This is a genomic window from Actinocrispum wychmicini (assembly GCF_004345645.1).
Taxonomy (GTDB): Bacteria; Actinomycetota; Actinomycetes; order Mycobacteriales; family Pseudonocardiaceae; genus Kibdelosporangium; species Kibdelosporangium wychmicini.
Window position 1 is genome coordinate 100,651 of record NZ_SLWS01000009.1, and the last position, 15,017, is coordinate 115,667.

Below are 15,017 nucleotides of genomic sequence, written 5' to 3' on the forward strand. Positions count from 1 at the left end.
GCGGAGGGAGGCCGACGTCCGTGACCCACATGCCCCGGCGCGACGTGCTGCGGCTGGCCGGGCTCGCCCTACCCGCCCTGACCGCGGCGCTGGCCGGCTGCGCTGGAGCGTCGGCGGACGGCACCGGCAGCGTGCTGCGGGTTGCTCAGTCCACCGATCCGAAGACGTTGGATCCGCAGAAGCAGGGCGACATCACGTCGATGAACGTCCTGATCAACGTGTTCGACACGCTCACCACCCGCGGCCCGGACAACCAGCTCGCGCCCGGCCTGGCGACGTCCTGGGCCACGCCGGACCCGCTGACGTGGCGCTTCCACCTGCGGCCCGGAGTCCGCTTCCACAACGGCGAACCGTGCGACGCGCGGGCCGTCGCCTTCAGCGTCAACCGGCTGCTCAACCCGGCGACCAAGTCGCCGATCGTGGAGCTGCGGTACGTCACGAACGCCACCGTGGTCGACGAGCTGACCGTCGACCTGCACACCAGCCAGCCCGATCCGATCATCCCCGCGAAGGTGTCGCTGTTCGGCGGCGTCGTCGTGCCGCCGGGCTACCTGACGCAGGTCGGCGACGCCGAGTTCGCCCGCAGGCCGGTCGGCACCGGGCCGTTCACGTTCGTCGACTTCCAGCGCGACCACCGGCTGCGCCTGCGGGCCAACCCCGGCTACTGGCGCGGCGCCCCGGCCTACCAGGAACTGGTGTTCCTGCCGATGGCCGACCCGTCGTCGGCGCTGGCGTCCCTGCAGAGCGACGAGGTGGACATCGTCGCGAACCTGACACCGGACGCGGCACTGCAGATCAAGGGCTACCGCGGCGTCGCCATCCGCAACTACCCCGGCATCCGCACGTCGTACCTGTCGTTGGACACCACCGACGGGCCGCTCCGGGACGTCCGCGTCCGCCAGGCGCTCAACCACGCGGTGGACGTGCCGCTGCTGATCAAGGCGGTGCTCGACGGCAAGGCCCGCGAGCTGGCGACCATGATCCCGCGCGAGTCGTTCGGGTTCGACCCGGCCATCACGCCGTACACCCGCGATGTCGGGCTCGCCAAGCGGCTGCTCGCCGAGGCCGGCCACCCGGACGGGTTCGACACCACCCTCACCGCGCAGAGCGGCGACGCCAACCTGGCCGAGGCGATCTCCGGGCTGCTGGCCAAGGCGGGGGTGCGGGCCAAGGTGAACCTGCTCGACGCCGGCACGTTCACCAGCCGGCTCACCTCGACCAACCGGCAGGCGCTCGGGCCCATTTATCTCGCCGCGAGCACCGGCTGGACGTTGGACGGGCAGAGCCTCGTGCAGTCGAACGTCCGGCATGACCGGCGGCAGAGCCGGTGGACGAGTCCCGAGGCCGACCAGCTCATCGACGCCGAGGAGCTGACCATCCCGCCCGACGGACGACAACGCGCGTTCACCCGGCTCCAGCAGCTGCTCAAACAGGAAGCGCCGTTCGTGTTCCTCTACCAGATCGACAACATCTACGCCGTCAACACCCGGGCCCAGTGGCGGCCCGGCGTGGTCGGCACGCTGGCGATGGCCTCGGCGACGGTGCCGACATGACCGCCCCGACCGTCGTCCTGTCCCGGACACCCGCCGGCACCGGCGTGCTTCGAGCCGTCGTCAGCAAGGTGCTCACCGCGGTCGTGGTGTTGTTCTTCGTGGCGACCGCGGCGTTCTTCCTGGTCCGCCTGTCCGGCGACCCGGTGAAGCTGATCCTGCCGCCGGACGCGACCGCGCAGCAGGAGGCGACCCTGCGCGCGAGCCTCGGCCTGGACCGGCCATTGATCACGCAGTATCTCGACTACCTCGGTGGACTGCCGCGCCTGCACTTCGGCAATTCGCTCGTCTACGACCAGCCGGTCACCGACGTACTGCTGGCCAGGGTGCCGGCGACGGTCGAACTCGCCGTCGCGGCCATGGTGGTCGCGCTGGTGATCGCCATCCCGGCGGGCACGATCGCGGCGTTGCGCCGGGGCCGGGCCGGGGACACCGGCGTGATGACAGGCGTCCTAATCGGACAGTCCACACCGGCCTTCTGGGTCGGGATTCTGCTCATCCTCGTGTTCGCCGTCGGCCTGCAATGGCTGCCGGCGTCCGGGTACGGCGGCTTCGCGCACCTGATCCTGCCCGCCGTCACACTGGCGGTGTACTCGGTTGCCGTGATCGCTCGACTGCTGCGTTCGTCGCTGATCGACGTGCTGGGCTCGGACTACATCCGCACAGCCAGGGCGAAAGGGCTGGGCACCGGCCGGATCGTGGTCTCGCACGCGCTGCGCAACGCCGCCCTGCCGGTGGTGACGGTGATCGGCCTCGAAGTCGGCAGCCTGCTCGGCGGGGCGATCCTGACCGAGCGGGTGTTCTCCTGGCCCGGCATCGGGCGGCTGACCGTCGACGCGATCGAGAACCGTGACTTCCCGCTCGTGCAGGGTGCGGTGCTGCTTTTCGCCGCCACGTTCGTCGTGGTGAACCTGCTGGTGGACCTGTCGTACACGGTGCTCGACCCGAGAGTGCGGGTGAAGTGATGACCAAATCCGTGCTGCGCAACAAACTCGCGGTCGTGGCCATCGCGGTTCTGGCGCTGATGGTGCTGGTCGCCGTGTTCGCGCCACTGCTCGCGCCGTACAACCCGAACGCCCAGGACCTGCTGACGCGCTTGCGGCCGCCTGCGTGGGAGTCCGGTGGCGACAGCGGCCACTTGCTCGGCACCGACCAGCTCGGCCGGGACACCCTGTCCCGGTTGATCTACGGCTCCCGGATCTCGCTGCTCGTCGGCGCCAGCGCGGCGGTGCTGGCGGGTGTGGTGGGCGCGGTGATCGGGCTGGTGGCCGGGTTCCTCGGCGGCTGGTACGACCGGATCCTGATGCGGCTGGCCGACATCCAGCTGGCGTTCCCGTCCTTCCTGCTGGCCCTGGCGATCGTCGGGTTCCTCGGTTCGGGACTGTGGCTGGTGATCCTGGTGTTGGGCTTCACCGGCTGGGTGTCGTACGCCCGGGTCGTGCGGTCCGAGGTGTTGTCGTTGCGTACCAGGGAGTTCGTCACCGAGGCTCGGGCCATCGGGGTACGGGACATGACGATCATGCGCAGGCACCTGCTGCCCAACGTGATGGCGCCGCTGGCCACGATCGGCACACTGCACGTGGCCGCCGCGATCGTGGCCGAGGCGTCGCTGAGCTACCTGGGCATCGGCGTGCCGAAGCAGACCGTGACGTGGGGCGCGATGCTCAGCGACGGCCAACTCTACCTCGGCACGTCGTGGTGGATCGCGGTCTTTCCCGGGCTGGCGTTGACGATCACCGCGCTGGCCGTCAACATCACCGGCGACGTCCTGCGGGACGTCGCGGACCCGAAGGCGTACCGGTCATGAGCGCACTGCTGGAAATCGAGGACCTGCGCGTCGAGTTCCGGTTGAACACCGGGACGGTCACCGCTGTGGACGGCGTGAGCCTGCACGTCGAGGCGGGCGAAACCCTTGCCGTGGTGGGTGAATCAGGCAGCGGGAAGACCGCGACCGCGTTGTCCGTGCTGCGGCTCAACCCGGTCCCGCCGTGCGTGTATCCCGGCGGACGGATCCTGCTCGACGGACGGGACCTGCTGCGAATGTCCGAAAAGGACCTTAGGCGGGTGCGCGGCGACGACATCGCGATGATCTTCCAGGACCCGATGACGAGCCTGAACCCGCTCAAACGCGTGGGCGCGCAGATCGCCGAGGTCGTCCGGGGCGCCTCGCGCGCGGAGGCACGGGCCGCGGTCATACCCGCCCTACGGGAGGCCGGGATCAACGATGCCGAGCGGCGGGCCGGGTACTACCCGCACCAACTCTCCGGCGGCCTGCGCCAGCGGGTGATGATCGCGATGGCGCTCGTCGGCCGGCCGCAGGTGCTCATCGCGGACGAGCCGACGACCGCGCTCGACGTGACCGTGCAGGCGCAGATCCTCAACCTGTTGGCGGAGCTTCGGCAACGGCACGGCATGGCAGTCGTGCTCATCACGCACGACCTGGGCGTCGTCGCCGAAGTGGCCGACCGGGTGGTCGTAGTGCGGCACGGCCAGGTCGTGGAGAGCGGCGACGTGCTGTCCGTGTTCGAGCAGCCGGCAAAGGACTACACCCGGGAACTCCTGCGGGCGACGCCCCGATTGGAGCGCGCATGAGCTTGGTCGAGCTACACCGACTACGCAAGGAGTACGGGTCCCTCGTCGCGGTGGACGACGTCAGCCTCGCTGTCGAGGAAGGCGAAACCCTGGCCGTGGTCGGCGAATCGGGCAGCGGCAAGACCACGCTGACCCGGCTGCTGCTGCGGTTGCTGCAGCCCACCTCGGGCCAGGTCCTGTTCGACGGACGGGACCTGTTCGCGTTGCCGCCTGCCGAGTTACGCGGGGTACGCCGGGAGATGCAGGTGGTGCTGCAGGATCCGTACTCCAGTATGAACCCTCGGATGCGCGTCACCGACATCGTGGCCGAACCCCTCGTCACCCACGATCGTGCGCTGCGCGGGCGACGCGGCCGTGTGGCGATCCGCAAGCGGGTCGGCGAACTGCTGGACGCCGTCGGGCTGCGGCCGGATGTGCAGGACCGTTACCCGCACGAGTTCTCCGGCGGACAACGGCAACGGATCTCGATCGCCCGCGCGCTGGCCCTCCACCCGCGCCTGGTCGTCCTCGACGAGCCGACGAGCGCGCTCGACGTGTCCGTGCAGGCACAGGTGCTGGATCTGCTCGCCGACCTCCAGAGCCGGCTCGGGCTGACGTATGTGTTCGTGTCGCACAACCTCGCGGTGGTGCAGCAGGTCGCCGACCGGGTCGCCGTGATGCGCTCGGGCAAGCTGCTGGAACTCGCGCCCGCGGCGGAACTGTTCGCCACACCGGCTCACGAGTACACGCGGGCGCTGCTGGACGCCGTACCCGACCCTGACCCGCGACGAGCGCGGCTTCGAAGGGCGAGCGCCTGATGTCATTGCCGGGACAGCACCAGGCCCGCTCCACCGAGCAACGCGATGTCGTCGACCGGGTTGTCGTTCACCAGTACCCGCGGTGGTTCGGCGCCCGACGGGGAATCCGCCCGCAGCCGCTCCTCGATCCGGGTCCGGAACCGTTCCCCCGCCGCCTCGCCGTGCAACACGAACAGCCCGGGGGCGAACAACTGTTGGATGTTGACCAAGCCGAGCGCGATGTTGCCGGCATAGTCGTCCAGCAGTTCGCCGTCCATGATGTCACCGTCCATTTCGGTCAGTCCGCGCCGCCGCGCCTCGGCCCGCAGCCACGCCGTGGTCGCGATCGTCTTCCAGCAGCCAAGGGCCCCGCACGTGCACACCTCGCCGCCGGCGCTGACCTTCATGTGCGCGCCGCTCCGGCCACCGGGCGGGGCAAGCACGCGTCCGTCGTGCAGGATGCCGACGCCCAGCACCTCGCCGGTCGACACCGAGGCGAACGTGCTGCGGCCCTGTCCCGGACCGAACCAACGGTCGCCCAGGACCTGCAGGCGGGCGCGATGCTCCACGTGCACTGGGGCATGGACGAGCCCGGCGAGTGTGTCGGCGAGCGGATAGCCGCGCAGCGCCGGCACTTCGTTGACTTCGACCACGACACCCACGTCCGCGTCGACGATGCCCACGGCAGCGACCCCGACCCCGACCGGACCGGCGTCGCGCCATCCTTGGGTGACCTCCGTGAGCGCCGCGTCGATCCCGGTACGGTCCTGGGCGGTCGGGTCGAAGACCGATTCGGCCCGGCGCAGGACCGTGCCGGACAGATCCAGCAGCGCGGCCCGCACCCTGCCTGGCAGCAGCTCGACCGCAGCGAGCACCGGCGCGAGGGTGACCGGCTCAGGAACCAGCCGCAGCGCCGGTCGGTGCTGATGCTCGACCCTGCAAGCAGGTCTTCGTCGGCCATTCATGGAAACACGATGCCACAAGGGAGAGCCCGTGCGCGATCTTGCCACGATGACCTGGCGTGCGGTGCGTGCGGCCGGCGCGACGGAAATCGCCCTGCTGCCGATCGGCTCGCAGGAACAACACGCCGGGCACCTGCCGATGGGCACCGACACCCTGCTCGCCGAGACCGTCACCGACGCGGCGCTGCGGCGGCTGGACGGGAACCCGTCGGTCGTCCGGCTGCCGTGCCTGCCGTTCGGCCACAGCCCGCACCACCTGTTCGCCGCCGCGGTGTCGTTGTCGGCCGAAACGTTGCTCGCGGTGCTCACGGACGTGCTCGACTCGTTGACACAGAGCGGTTTCCGGCGAGTTCTGATCGTCAACGGGCATGGTGGCAACGACGAGGTCATGCGGCTGGCCGTCAAGCGGTTCGCCCTGCGCGCCGACGTCGCGCTGGCGGCGTGCTCGTACTGGTCGCTCACTCCCCCGGAGCCCGGCGTACCGGGGCACGCGGGCTGGTTCGAGACGTCGCTGATGCTCGCCGCCCATCCCGAGTTGGTCGGCTCACCGACGCCACGCCCGCCGGTGATCCCGCTGTTCGACCGGCCGCCACACCTCGGGCTGACCGTCGAACGGCACGGCGAGTGGGCCAGAGCCGGCGGCGGCACCGACGACCCGACGGACGCGTCGGCCGAAACCGGGCAACGGCTGCTGGAGGCGCGGATCGACGGCCTGGTCGCCGCGATCCGCGCGTTCGACGAGGCGACCCGCGAGAGCCACGGCAAGGGAGAACGATGAAGATCGCCGACGTCCAGGTGTGGGTGGTGAACGTGCCGTTGACCAACCCGTTCACCAGCTCGTTCGAGACGAAGACCGGGGAAACCCGCACAGTCGTCCGGCTGCGTACCGACGACGGCGCCGAGGGCTGGGGCGAGACCATGTGGGGCCGTCCGGTCGCCGAACTCGCCCGGCGCCTGGCCATGGAGCTGGTCGGGACCAGCCCGTTCGCGCTGGAGACGTTCCACCGCAAGCATCACATGGTCCCGTTCTTCCACGGCTACCTCGGGTACGCCGCCCTCGCCGGACTGGACGTGGCGTGCTGGGACCTGATGGGCAGGATCACCGGGCAGCCGGTGACCAACCTGCTCGGCGGCCGAATCCGGGACGAGGTGCCGATCACCGCCCTGATCACCCGCGCCGACGCGCCCGACGCCCGGGGGCTGGCCGAGTACGCGGCGAAAGTGGTCGCGGACGGCGGTTTCACCGCGGTCAAGCTCAAGGGCACCACGGACGTCCGCGGCGACGTCGAGATCCTGCGGGAGATCCGAACCGCGCTGCCGGACGTCGAGCTGCGTGTCGATCCGAACGCGGCCTGGTCCGTACCCGACTCGATCCGGGCCGGGCTGGCGCTGGAAGAGTTGGACCTGGAGTACCTGGAGGACCCGTGCGCGGGCATCGAGGGGATGAGCCAGGTGCGGGCAAAGGTACGGATACCGTTGTGCACCAACATGTGTGTGGTCCGGTTCGAGGACTTCGCGCCCGCCGTCCGGCTCGGCGCGGTCGACGTCGTGCACGGGGACGTCTACAAGTGGGGCGGTATCGCGGCGACCAAGGCCCTCGCGGCGCACTGCGAGACGTTCGGGCTCGGGATGAACCTGCACAGCGGCGGCGAACTCGGCATCGCCACCGCCGCGCACCTGGCCGTGGTCGCGAGCACCCCGGTGTTGTCCCGCGCCATCGACAGCATGTACTACCTGCACGGCGACGACATCACCGATCCACTGCCCCTCGTTGGCGGCCGGCTCCGCGTCCCCACTGGGCCGGGCCTGGGTGTCACCGTGAACGAGGACAAACTCGCCCACTACGCGGCGGTCAACGCCCGCGACGGCGACCTCACCGGCTGAAGAACTCGGCGAGCAGCGTGCCGACTGTGTCAGGGTCCTCCTCTTGGAGGAAGTGGCCGCAGTCGGGCAAACCGGTGATCTGGGCGGCGGGCAGGTCGCGCTGGAGCCGGGCGAACGTTTCGGCCACGTCGGGCAGCACCCGGTCCCGTTCGCCGTAGACGACGCGAACCGGCACGTCCAGCGACGGCAGCTGGGCAGCGATCTCGACGAAGCCCGCCGGCGCCAGGCCGATGCCCGCACGGGCCAGCGCGAGCCGTGCGTCCTGGGACTCGAAGGGAGCCACCACTTCGGCGAGGACACCGTCCGGCAGGTTGGCCTGGTCGGCGACACCCTGACGCATGATCTCGCTCAGGCCCTCCGGGCTGGTGGCCTTCTCCCGGGAGTCGGGCCGGCGGAGCATGGTCACGAACTCGACGACCGCCGGCGAGAACTCGGGATACAGCAACGTGTTCAGCAGCGCGATGCCCCTTGCCCGGCCGGGCCGGGTGAGCGCCCAGTGCGTGGCGATCGGGCCGCCGAGGTCGTGCCCGGCGACCGCCACCTGGTCGATTCCCAGGTGGTCAAGAAACGCGTCGATCGCGCGCTCGAAGTCCGCGAAGTCGTAGCGGCCGTCGACGGGTTTGTCGGACGCGCCGAACCCCGGCAGGTCGAGCGCGAGCACCCGGTGGGTGCGGGCGATCGGCGGCATCACGCGTCGCCACAGGAAGGACGAGGTCGGCCAGCCGTGCAGCAGCAGCACGGGGTGGCCCGAGCCGAGTTCGCGGTAGCCGAGCGTGCGGCCGTCGACCTCGATCGTCTGGACGGCGGGTGTCCTCTTGTCGCTCATGTAGATCATCTCCCCAGAAACAAACCGACTGTCGGTCGGTCACGCTAGCAGACCGACTGTCGGTCGGTGAACATCGCGCCCTAAACTGTCCGCATGCCGGACAACCGCGTCGAGAAGGGCAAGGCGACCCGCGACACCCTCGTGCGCGTCGCCCGCGAACTGTTCGGCGAGCGCGGGTACGAAGGCACCTCCGTGGGCGCGGTGCTGGACGCCGCCGGGGTCGCGCGCGGCGCGCTCTACCACCACTTCGCGACCAAGGAAGAGCTGTTCGACGCCGTACTCGACCGTGAGGTGGCCCAGATAGCCGACGCCGCCGCCCGTGCCGCACGCACCGCCCGCGATCCTCTCGGCGGGCTCCGCGCGGGCAGCGCGACCTGGCTACAGATCGCGCTCGATCCGGCGATCCAGCGCATCCTGCTGCTCGACGCACCGGCCGTGGTGGGTTGGAAACGCTGGCGCGAACTGGACGAAGAACACATGCTGGGCGGGCTGCGCGCGGGCATCGCGGCGCTCGCCGCTCGCGGCCGGGTCGCCGAGGCCGAGGTGACGACGCTCGCCCACATGGTGCTCGCCGCCGTCAGCGAGGCCGCGCTGGTGATCGCACAGGCCGACAACCAGGAGGCGGCGCTGGTGGACGGCCGGGCGGCCGTCGACACCCTGCTCACCCGGCTGTTCGGCGGCACAGGTTAAGCGGGAGTCCGCCGTCTCACACGAGGCCCGACAGCGATGACACGTGTCACCGGAGGAATCCTTCGTAGTTGCGTTGCATCAGCTGGCTCTCGATCTGCCGTACCGTGTCCAGGCCGACGCCGACCATGATCAGCACGGCCGTGCCGCCGAACGGGAAGTTCTGGTTCTGGCCGGAGCCGGTGACGCCGAGGAAGAAGTTCGGCAGGATCGCGACGACCCCGAGGTACAGCGAGCCGGGCAGGGTGATCCTGTTGAGGATGTGCCGCAGGTACTCCGCGGTGGGCCGGCCGGGCCGGATGCCGGGGACGAACCCGCCGAACCGTTTCATCTCGTCCGCGCGCTCGTGCACGTTGAACGAGATCGCGACGTAGAAGTACGCGAAGAAGATGATGAGTACGAAGTAGACGGTGATGTGCACCCAGCTGGACTGGTTCACCAGGTAGCCGGACACGAACCGCTGCCACCACGAGTCGCCGGTGCCGATCAGGCGGGAGACCAGGTCGGGCAGGTACAACAGGGACGTCGCGAAGATCACCGGGATGACGCCGGCCTGGTTCACCTTCAGCGGCAGGTACGTGGCCGTGCCGCCGTACATCCGGCGGCCGATCACGCGTTTCGCGTACTGCACCGGGATGCGGCGCTGGCCCTGCTCGATGAAGACCACACTGGCGATGATCACCAGCCCGAACACACAGACCACGACGCCCACCAGGACGCCGTCCGGGCGGTTGAAGATGTTCGCGCCCTCAGCGGGAATGCGCGCGGCGATGTTCACGAACATCAGCACTGACATACCGTTGCCGATACCGCGCTCGGTGATCAGCTCGCCGAGCCACATGATGACCGCGGTGCCGGCGGTCATCGTGACGACGATGACGGCAAGGTCGAACACGCCGTCGTGCGGGATGATCTTGTCCTGGCAGTCCTGGAACAGCTGCCCGCGGTCGGCCAGCGCGACCATGCTGGTGCCTTCGAGGATGGCCAGCCCGATGGTGAGATACCGGGTGTACTGGGTCAGCTTGCCCTGACCGGCCTGCCCCTCCTTCTTCAACTGCTCGAAGCGCGGGATGACCACGGTGAGCAGCTGGACGATGATGCTCGCGGTGATGTACGGCATGATGCCGAGCGCGAACACCGAAAGGTGCAGGATCGCGCCCCCGCTGAGCAGGTTCAGCAAGGAGTAGATGCCCTGCGTCTCGACTTGGTCGACGCACTTCTGCACGGTCCGATAGGACACTCCGGGCGACGGCGTCAACGCGCCGATCCGGTACACGACAATGATTCCGAAGGTGAACAGGATCTTCTTGCGCAGATCCGGTGTCGCAAGGGCCGAACGGAAGGCGCTGAGCACGTCCCACAGCTTGATCACCGTGCCGGCCGGCCGGTAGTCATGGATGTCACCAGTCGGCCGCGCGTTGTCACACGGTGTCGGTGACAATGTCATGGGCCCGGCTGGATCGTCCACAGTGGTGGCGATCCAGCCCGGGCGTCCCCGTTACGCCTCGACGAGCAGCTTCGCGGCCACTGTGGCCCCGTCGGTCCGGATCGTGCCGGCAACGACCCTGGCTCGCGCTCGGGTCTCGGGGGCCAATGCCTTGGCGAGCGCGGCGGACAGGGACTCGGCCGTCGGCGTCTTGCCGTCGTGCGCCACACCGATCCCCAGCGCGGCCACTCGGGAAGCCCAGTACGGCTGGTCCGCGATCTGCGGCACGATCACCTGCGGCGCACCGGCTCGGGCGGTCGTCGTGGTGGTGCCCGCGCCGCCGTGGTGCACGACAGCGGCCACCCTGCGGAACAGTGCCTGCTGGTTGACCTCGCCGACGGCGAGGCAGTCGTCGGCGTCGTCGATCGGGGTCAGGCCGGCCCAGCCGCTGGCGAGCAGGACCCGGCGGCCCTGCGCGCGGACCGCCCCGACGGCCACCTGGGCCATGTCCTTCGAGACGTGCGAGGCGATGCTGCCGAATCCGACGTACACCGGTGGTTCACCGGCGTCCAGGAACGCCGCCAGGTCCGGCGGGAGCGGGCGGTCGTCGGGCAGGATCCACGCCCCGGTCTGGATCAGGTCCAGCTCCGTCATGCCTTCCGACGGGCACAGCGTCGGGTCCGCCGCCAGCCACGGCTGGTCGGTGAAGACGTAGTCGCGGACGTTGTCCACCGGCGGCAGGCCGATCGCCGCCCGGTGTTTGTTGAGGGCCGGGCCGTACAGGGCGTTCACCCGTTCGGCGTCCTCCCGCCACAACACCCGCTTGTCGGTCTCGTCCGGCGAGGACGGCGTGCCCGGCCGCATGCCCGGACGGAAATGCTGTGACGGCAGCCCGGTCAGTTGGAAGCAAGCGAGCACGTAACGGATACCCAGTTTGTCGGCCACGTCCCGGGCGCCGGCCGGCATCAGGCCGGTCGCCAGCAGCACGTCACACCCCTTGGCCGCCTCGCCGAACGTCTCGAACCGCGCGGCGACCAGCGCGGGAGCGAGCTGGAACGCGTCCTGACCGGTCGGCGGCCTCGGCCCGGCGACCACCGAGTGCACCGACGGGCCGAGCGGCACCAGCGGCACGTCCGCCCGCGCCAGCAGCTTGACGAATTCCTCGTCCGGCGGCGCGCACACCACCGCCTCCGCACCCAGATCCCGCACCGCCACCGCCAACGCGGCCAGCGGCTCGACATCCCCGCGCGATCCCCATGTCGTCAACAACACACGCACTCTGAATCTCCATTTCCCCAGGTCACGCCTTGTGGCCGGGACATTCTGCGGCACGCCCGGGGTCTTGCCGCAAGCCCCCGGGTCCGCTATATGTTGAAGTGGGGAGAGGAGTGGGGCCCTTTTCGTCCCGGGGGAACCGTTGCCACCGGACCGGCGTTACACGTCTCAGGTGTGGACGCAGCCGTGGGAGCGGGGCATGGTGCTGTTCGTAGGTTTGGTCGAGCTCGCTCTGGTCCGGCTGTGGCATGCCGTGCTGACGGCCGAACGGGCGTTGGCGACCAACGCGGCGCTGGCCGTGGCCGAGGAACGGCTCCGGTTCGCCGCGGATCTGCATGACATCCAGGGCCACCGCCTGCAGGCGATCGCGTTGAAGGGCGAGCTGGTCGCGGAGTTGATCGGCCGTGACGACCAGGCCGCGCGCACGCACGCGGCGGAGATCGCCGAACTGGCCCGCAACGCCTTGGCCGAGACCAGGGCGTTGGTGCAGGGGTACCGGCGGGTGAGCCTGGGGATCGAGTTGACCAACGCGGTGGGTGTTCTGCGGGCGGCCGGCATCGACACCGAGATCGACGGCGACGATCTGGATGTGCCGCAGCGGTTGCAGCCGTTGTTCGGCGCACTCGTGCGGGAAGGGACGACGAACGTGTTGCGGCACAGCCACGCCACGCGATGCGCGATCACCGTGGCGATGGCCGGCCCGGCCGTGGAGGTACGGATGCGCAACGACGGCGTGCGTCCCCCAGCAAGCGACGAGGGCACCGGAGTCGCCGGACTGCGCGAGCGGTTCGGCGCCCTGGGCGGTCAGGTTCGGGCCGGTGTCCTGGCCGGCGACCAGTTCGAACTGGTCGGGACCGTGCGGCCGGCGTGATCCGGATCGTGCTGGCCGACGACGAGCGCCTGATCGGCGACGCCCTCGCCGCGCTGCTCGACCTGCAACCCGACCTGGCCGTGGTCGCCCAGGCCGGCGACGGCCACGCCGCGGTGGCCGCCGCGGTCCGGCACCGGCCCGACATCGTGTTGCTGGACCTGGAAATGCCCGGCCTGGACGGCATCCAGGCCGCCGTGGCCATCAAGGCCCACCTCGACGTGCCGATCGTGCTGGTCACCCGACACGCCCGGCCGGGGATCCTGAAACGCGCCCTGGCCGCCGGCGTCCGGGGATTCGTCCCCAAGACCACCCCGGCCGCCCGGCTCGCCGACATCCTCCGCGATGTCCACAGTGGAGGCCGGTACGTCGACCCGGACATCGCCGCGAACGCGCTCACCGAGGGCGCGTGCCCGTTGACCGCGCGAGAGCTGGACGTCCTCCGCCAGGCCCGCACGGGCGATCCCATCCTGACGATCGCCGGCACGGTCGGCCTGGCCCCAGGCACCGTCCGCAACTACCTGTCCTCGGCCATGACCAAGCTCGGCGCCCGCACCCGCCACGAAGCGGCCCGGCTCGCCTGGTCCGAAGGCTGGATCTGACAACGGCCTGTCCATCCTGGACCGCGTCCGAACGCGACGGCCAACTGGTCGCCTGATTCCGCCCGGCTTGACGCATGCCGATATGGGTATATGATCACCGTCATGGCACGAGCAGCGACGACGTCGGACGTCTTCAACGCGATCGCCGAGCCGCAGCGCCGGGAGATCCTGGTGCTGCTGCGGGCGGGTGAGCGGCCGGTGACCGAGTTGGCCCAGGAGTTGGGGATGACCCAGCCGGGGGCGTCCAAACACCTGCGGGTGCTGCGGGAGGTCGGGCTGGTGCGCGACCGCAGGGCAGGCAAGCAGCGCGTGTACGGCCTTGACGCCCGCGGGCTGCGGCCGGTGCACGAGTGGACCGGCGGGTTCGAGCGGTTCTGGAACGAGAGCTTCGCCCGGCTGGACGCGTACGTGCAGGACCTCAAGCAGGCAAGGCAGGAGGACTAGCTGATGAGCGCGACGGCCGACCGCGAGATCGTCGTCTCCCGAGTCATCGATGCCCCACGGGAGCTGGTGTTCGAGGCGTTCACCGAGGTCCGGCACCTGTCGCGGTGGTGGGGACCGGAGGGGTTCACCACCACCACGCGGGCGTTCGAGTTCCGCGTCGGCGGGCAGTGGGACTTCGTGATGCACGGACCGGACGGGACGGCCTACCAGGAGTGGATCTCCTGGACCGAGATCGCCCCGCCGGAACGGATCGCGCTGCGGCACGGTGAGTCCCGCGACGACCCGAACACCTTCGAGTCGGTCCTGACGTTCGCACCCGACGGCGCGGCCACCCGGATCCAGATGCGCACGCTGTTCCCCACCAAGGAACTGCGCGACGAGGCAGTCGAGAAATACCACGCGATCGAGGGCGGCCAGCAGACCCTGAACAACCTGGCCGCCTACATCACCGAAATCGTTCGGACAGGAGTTGAGGACTGATGGCCGGAAAAGTGTTCTTCAGCGTTTCGATGTCGCTGGACGGGTTCATCGCGCCTGAGTCCACCGAGGACTTGATGGGGCAGCAGTGGATGGAACTGCAGCGGTGGGCTTTCCCCCTGCGGTTCTTCCGGGAGAACCTGAAGCTCGGCGAGGGCGGCGAGGAAGGGCGCGACAACGACATCGCGCGGGAGACGTTCGAGCGCACCGGCGCGAGCGTGATGGGCAAGCGCATGTTCGACGCCGGCGAGCAGGCGTGGCCGGAGGAGGCGCCGTTCCACACGCCGGTCTTCGTCGTGACGCACGAGCAGCGTGACCCCTGGGAACGGCCGGGCGGAACCACTTTCCACTTCGTCAACGACGGCATCGAGACCGCGCTCAAGCAGGCCCGCGAGGCCGCCGGCGACCGGGACGTCCGCGTCGCGGGCGGCGGCGCGACGATCCTGCAGTACGTGAACGCCGGCCTGATCGACGAGTTCACGATCGCGCTCTCACCCGTGCTGTTCGGCACCGGAATCCGCCTGTTCGAAGGCGTGGACGCGGGTCGGGTGGCCCTGGAGCCGGTCCGCGCGGAGCCCTCCCCGAGAGTGACACACCTGACCTACACCGTCCGGGAGCGGTAACTGGCCCGAGGTCGGTAGCGCCCCA

The 15,017-nt window shown here is 69.9% G+C and carries 17 protein-coding genes; 13 read left to right on the forward strand and 4 right to left on the reverse strand.

All coding sequences use genetic code 11. The features are described from left to right. Window positions 1-29: 29 nt before the first annotated feature. The 5 genes from EV192_RS36075 to EV192_RS36095 are packed head-to-tail and all read left to right on the forward strand — an operon-like array spanning window position 30 to window position 4,939. On the forward strand, window positions 30-1,553 hold the full coding sequence (locus EV192_RS36075) for an ABC transporter substrate-binding protein (RefSeq protein WP_132123379.1): 1,524 nt from the start codon (window positions 30-32) through the stop codon (window positions 1,551-1,553). Then, window positions 1,550-2,515, forward strand: coding sequence for an ABC transporter permease (locus EV192_RS36080; protein WP_132123110.1), 966 nt, complete (start codon window positions 1,550-1,552; stop codon window positions 2,513-2,515). The genes EV192_RS36075 and EV192_RS36080 overlap by 4 nt, the downstream gene beginning before the upstream one ends. Next, on the forward strand, window positions 2,515-3,357 hold the full coding sequence (locus tag EV192_RS36085) for an ABC transporter permease (RefSeq protein WP_132123111.1): 843 nt from the start codon (window positions 2,515-2,517) through the stop codon (window positions 3,355-3,357). Before EV192_RS36080 ends, EV192_RS36085 begins: the two co-directional genes overlap by 1 nt. Beyond that, the gene (locus EV192_RS36090; protein ID WP_132123112.1) at window positions 3,354-4,142 is read left to right on the forward strand and encodes an ATP-binding cassette domain-containing protein; all 789 of its coding nucleotides are present in this window, start codon (window positions 3,354-3,356) and stop codon (window positions 4,140-4,142) included. The genes EV192_RS36085 and EV192_RS36090 overlap by 4 nt, the downstream gene beginning before the upstream one ends. Then, complete coding sequence (locus EV192_RS36095; RefSeq protein ID WP_132123113.1) at window positions 4,139-4,939, forward strand: ATP-binding cassette domain-containing protein; 801 nt, start codon at window positions 4,139-4,141, stop codon at window positions 4,937-4,939. Before EV192_RS36090 ends, EV192_RS36095 begins: the two co-directional genes overlap by 4 nt. 2 nt (window positions 4,940-4,941) lie before the next feature. Here the strand turns inward: EV192_RS36095 and EV192_RS36100 are convergent, their stop codons facing one another. Continuing rightward, window positions 4,942-5,793 carry an ROK family protein gene (locus EV192_RS36100; protein ID WP_243727300.1) on the reverse strand — a complete coding sequence of 284 codons (852 nt, stop codon included), beginning with the start codon at window positions 5,791-5,793 and terminating at the stop codon, window positions 4,942-4,944. A gap of 118 nt (window positions 5,794-5,911) precedes the next feature. On the opposite strand from EV192_RS36100, the gene EV192_RS36105 reads away from it, so the two are divergent. Both EV192_RS36105 and EV192_RS36110 read left to right on the forward strand, forming a co-directional pair. Next, window positions 5,912-6,658, forward strand: a complete 747-nt coding sequence (locus EV192_RS36105; RefSeq protein WP_207926433.1) for a creatininase family protein — start codon at window positions 5,912-5,914, stop codon at window positions 6,656-6,658. Next, window positions 6,655-7,764 carry a mandelate racemase/muconate lactonizing enzyme family protein gene (locus EV192_RS36110; protein ID WP_132123116.1) on the forward strand — a complete coding sequence of 370 codons (1,110 nt, stop codon included), beginning with the start codon at window positions 6,655-6,657 and terminating at the stop codon, window positions 7,762-7,764. Before EV192_RS36105 ends, EV192_RS36110 begins: the two co-directional genes overlap by 4 nt. On the opposite strand, the gene EV192_RS36115 is transcribed toward EV192_RS36110, so the two are convergent. After that, window positions 7,754-8,590: an alpha/beta fold hydrolase gene (locus EV192_RS36115; RefSeq protein WP_165960812.1), complete on the reverse strand. Its 837-nt coding sequence runs from the start codon at window positions 8,588-8,590 to the stop codon at window positions 7,754-7,756. The genes EV192_RS36110 and EV192_RS36115 overlap by 11 nt on opposite strands. Window positions 8,591-8,683: 93 nt before the next feature. Here EV192_RS36115 and EV192_RS36120 point away from each other — a divergent pair, with 93 nt between their 5' ends. After that, window positions 8,684-9,280, forward strand: a complete 597-nt coding sequence (locus EV192_RS36120) for a TetR/AcrR family transcriptional regulator (protein WP_132123118.1) — start codon at window positions 8,684-8,686, stop codon at window positions 9,278-9,280. Window positions 9,281-9,326: 46 nt separating this feature from the next. Here the strand turns inward: EV192_RS36120 and secY are convergent, their stop codons facing one another. Together secY and EV192_RS36130 are read right to left on the reverse strand one after the other, a co-directional pair. After that, window positions 9,327-10,631 (reverse strand): preprotein translocase subunit SecY, encoded by a 1,305-nt coding sequence (gene secY / locus EV192_RS36125; protein ID WP_132123380.1) that lies wholly within the window; start codon window positions 10,629-10,631, stop codon window positions 9,327-9,329. Window positions 10,632-10,775: 144 nt separating this feature from the next. Then, the gene (locus EV192_RS36130) at window positions 10,776-11,981 is read right to left on the reverse strand and encodes a glycosyltransferase (RefSeq protein ID WP_132123119.1); all 1,206 of its coding nucleotides are present in this window, start codon (window positions 11,979-11,981) and stop codon (window positions 10,776-10,778) included. Window positions 11,982-12,177: 196 nt separating this feature from the next. Between EV192_RS36130 and EV192_RS55060 the strand changes: the two genes are divergently transcribed. The 5 genes from EV192_RS55060 (at window position 12,178) to EV192_RS36155 (ending at window position 14,992) form a co-directional block, all read left to right on the forward strand. After that, window positions 12,178-12,849 (forward strand): sensor histidine kinase, encoded by a 672-nt coding sequence (locus tag EV192_RS55060; RefSeq protein ID WP_132123120.1) that lies wholly within the window; start codon window positions 12,178-12,180, stop codon window positions 12,847-12,849. After that, window positions 12,846-13,448 (forward strand): response regulator transcription factor, encoded by a 603-nt coding sequence (locus EV192_RS36140; protein WP_207926435.1) that lies wholly within the window; start codon window positions 12,846-12,848, stop codon window positions 13,446-13,448. Before EV192_RS55060 ends, EV192_RS36140 begins: the two co-directional genes overlap by 4 nt. A 102-nt stretch (window positions 13,449-13,550) precedes the next feature. Continuing rightward, complete coding sequence (locus EV192_RS36145) at window positions 13,551-13,892, forward strand: ArsR/SmtB family transcription factor (RefSeq protein WP_132123122.1); 342 nt, start codon at window positions 13,551-13,553, stop codon at window positions 13,890-13,892. 3 nt (window positions 13,893-13,895) lie between these two features. Beyond that, window positions 13,896-14,372, forward strand: a complete 477-nt coding sequence (locus tag EV192_RS36150) for an SRPBCC family protein (protein ID WP_132123123.1) — start codon at window positions 13,896-13,898, stop codon at window positions 14,370-14,372. Beyond that, complete coding sequence (locus EV192_RS36155; RefSeq protein WP_132123124.1) at window positions 14,372-14,992, forward strand: dihydrofolate reductase family protein; 621 nt, start codon at window positions 14,372-14,374, stop codon at window positions 14,990-14,992. The genes EV192_RS36150 and EV192_RS36155 overlap by 1 nt, the downstream gene beginning before the upstream one ends. The last annotated feature ends 25 nt before the right edge of the window (window positions 14,993-15,017 follow it).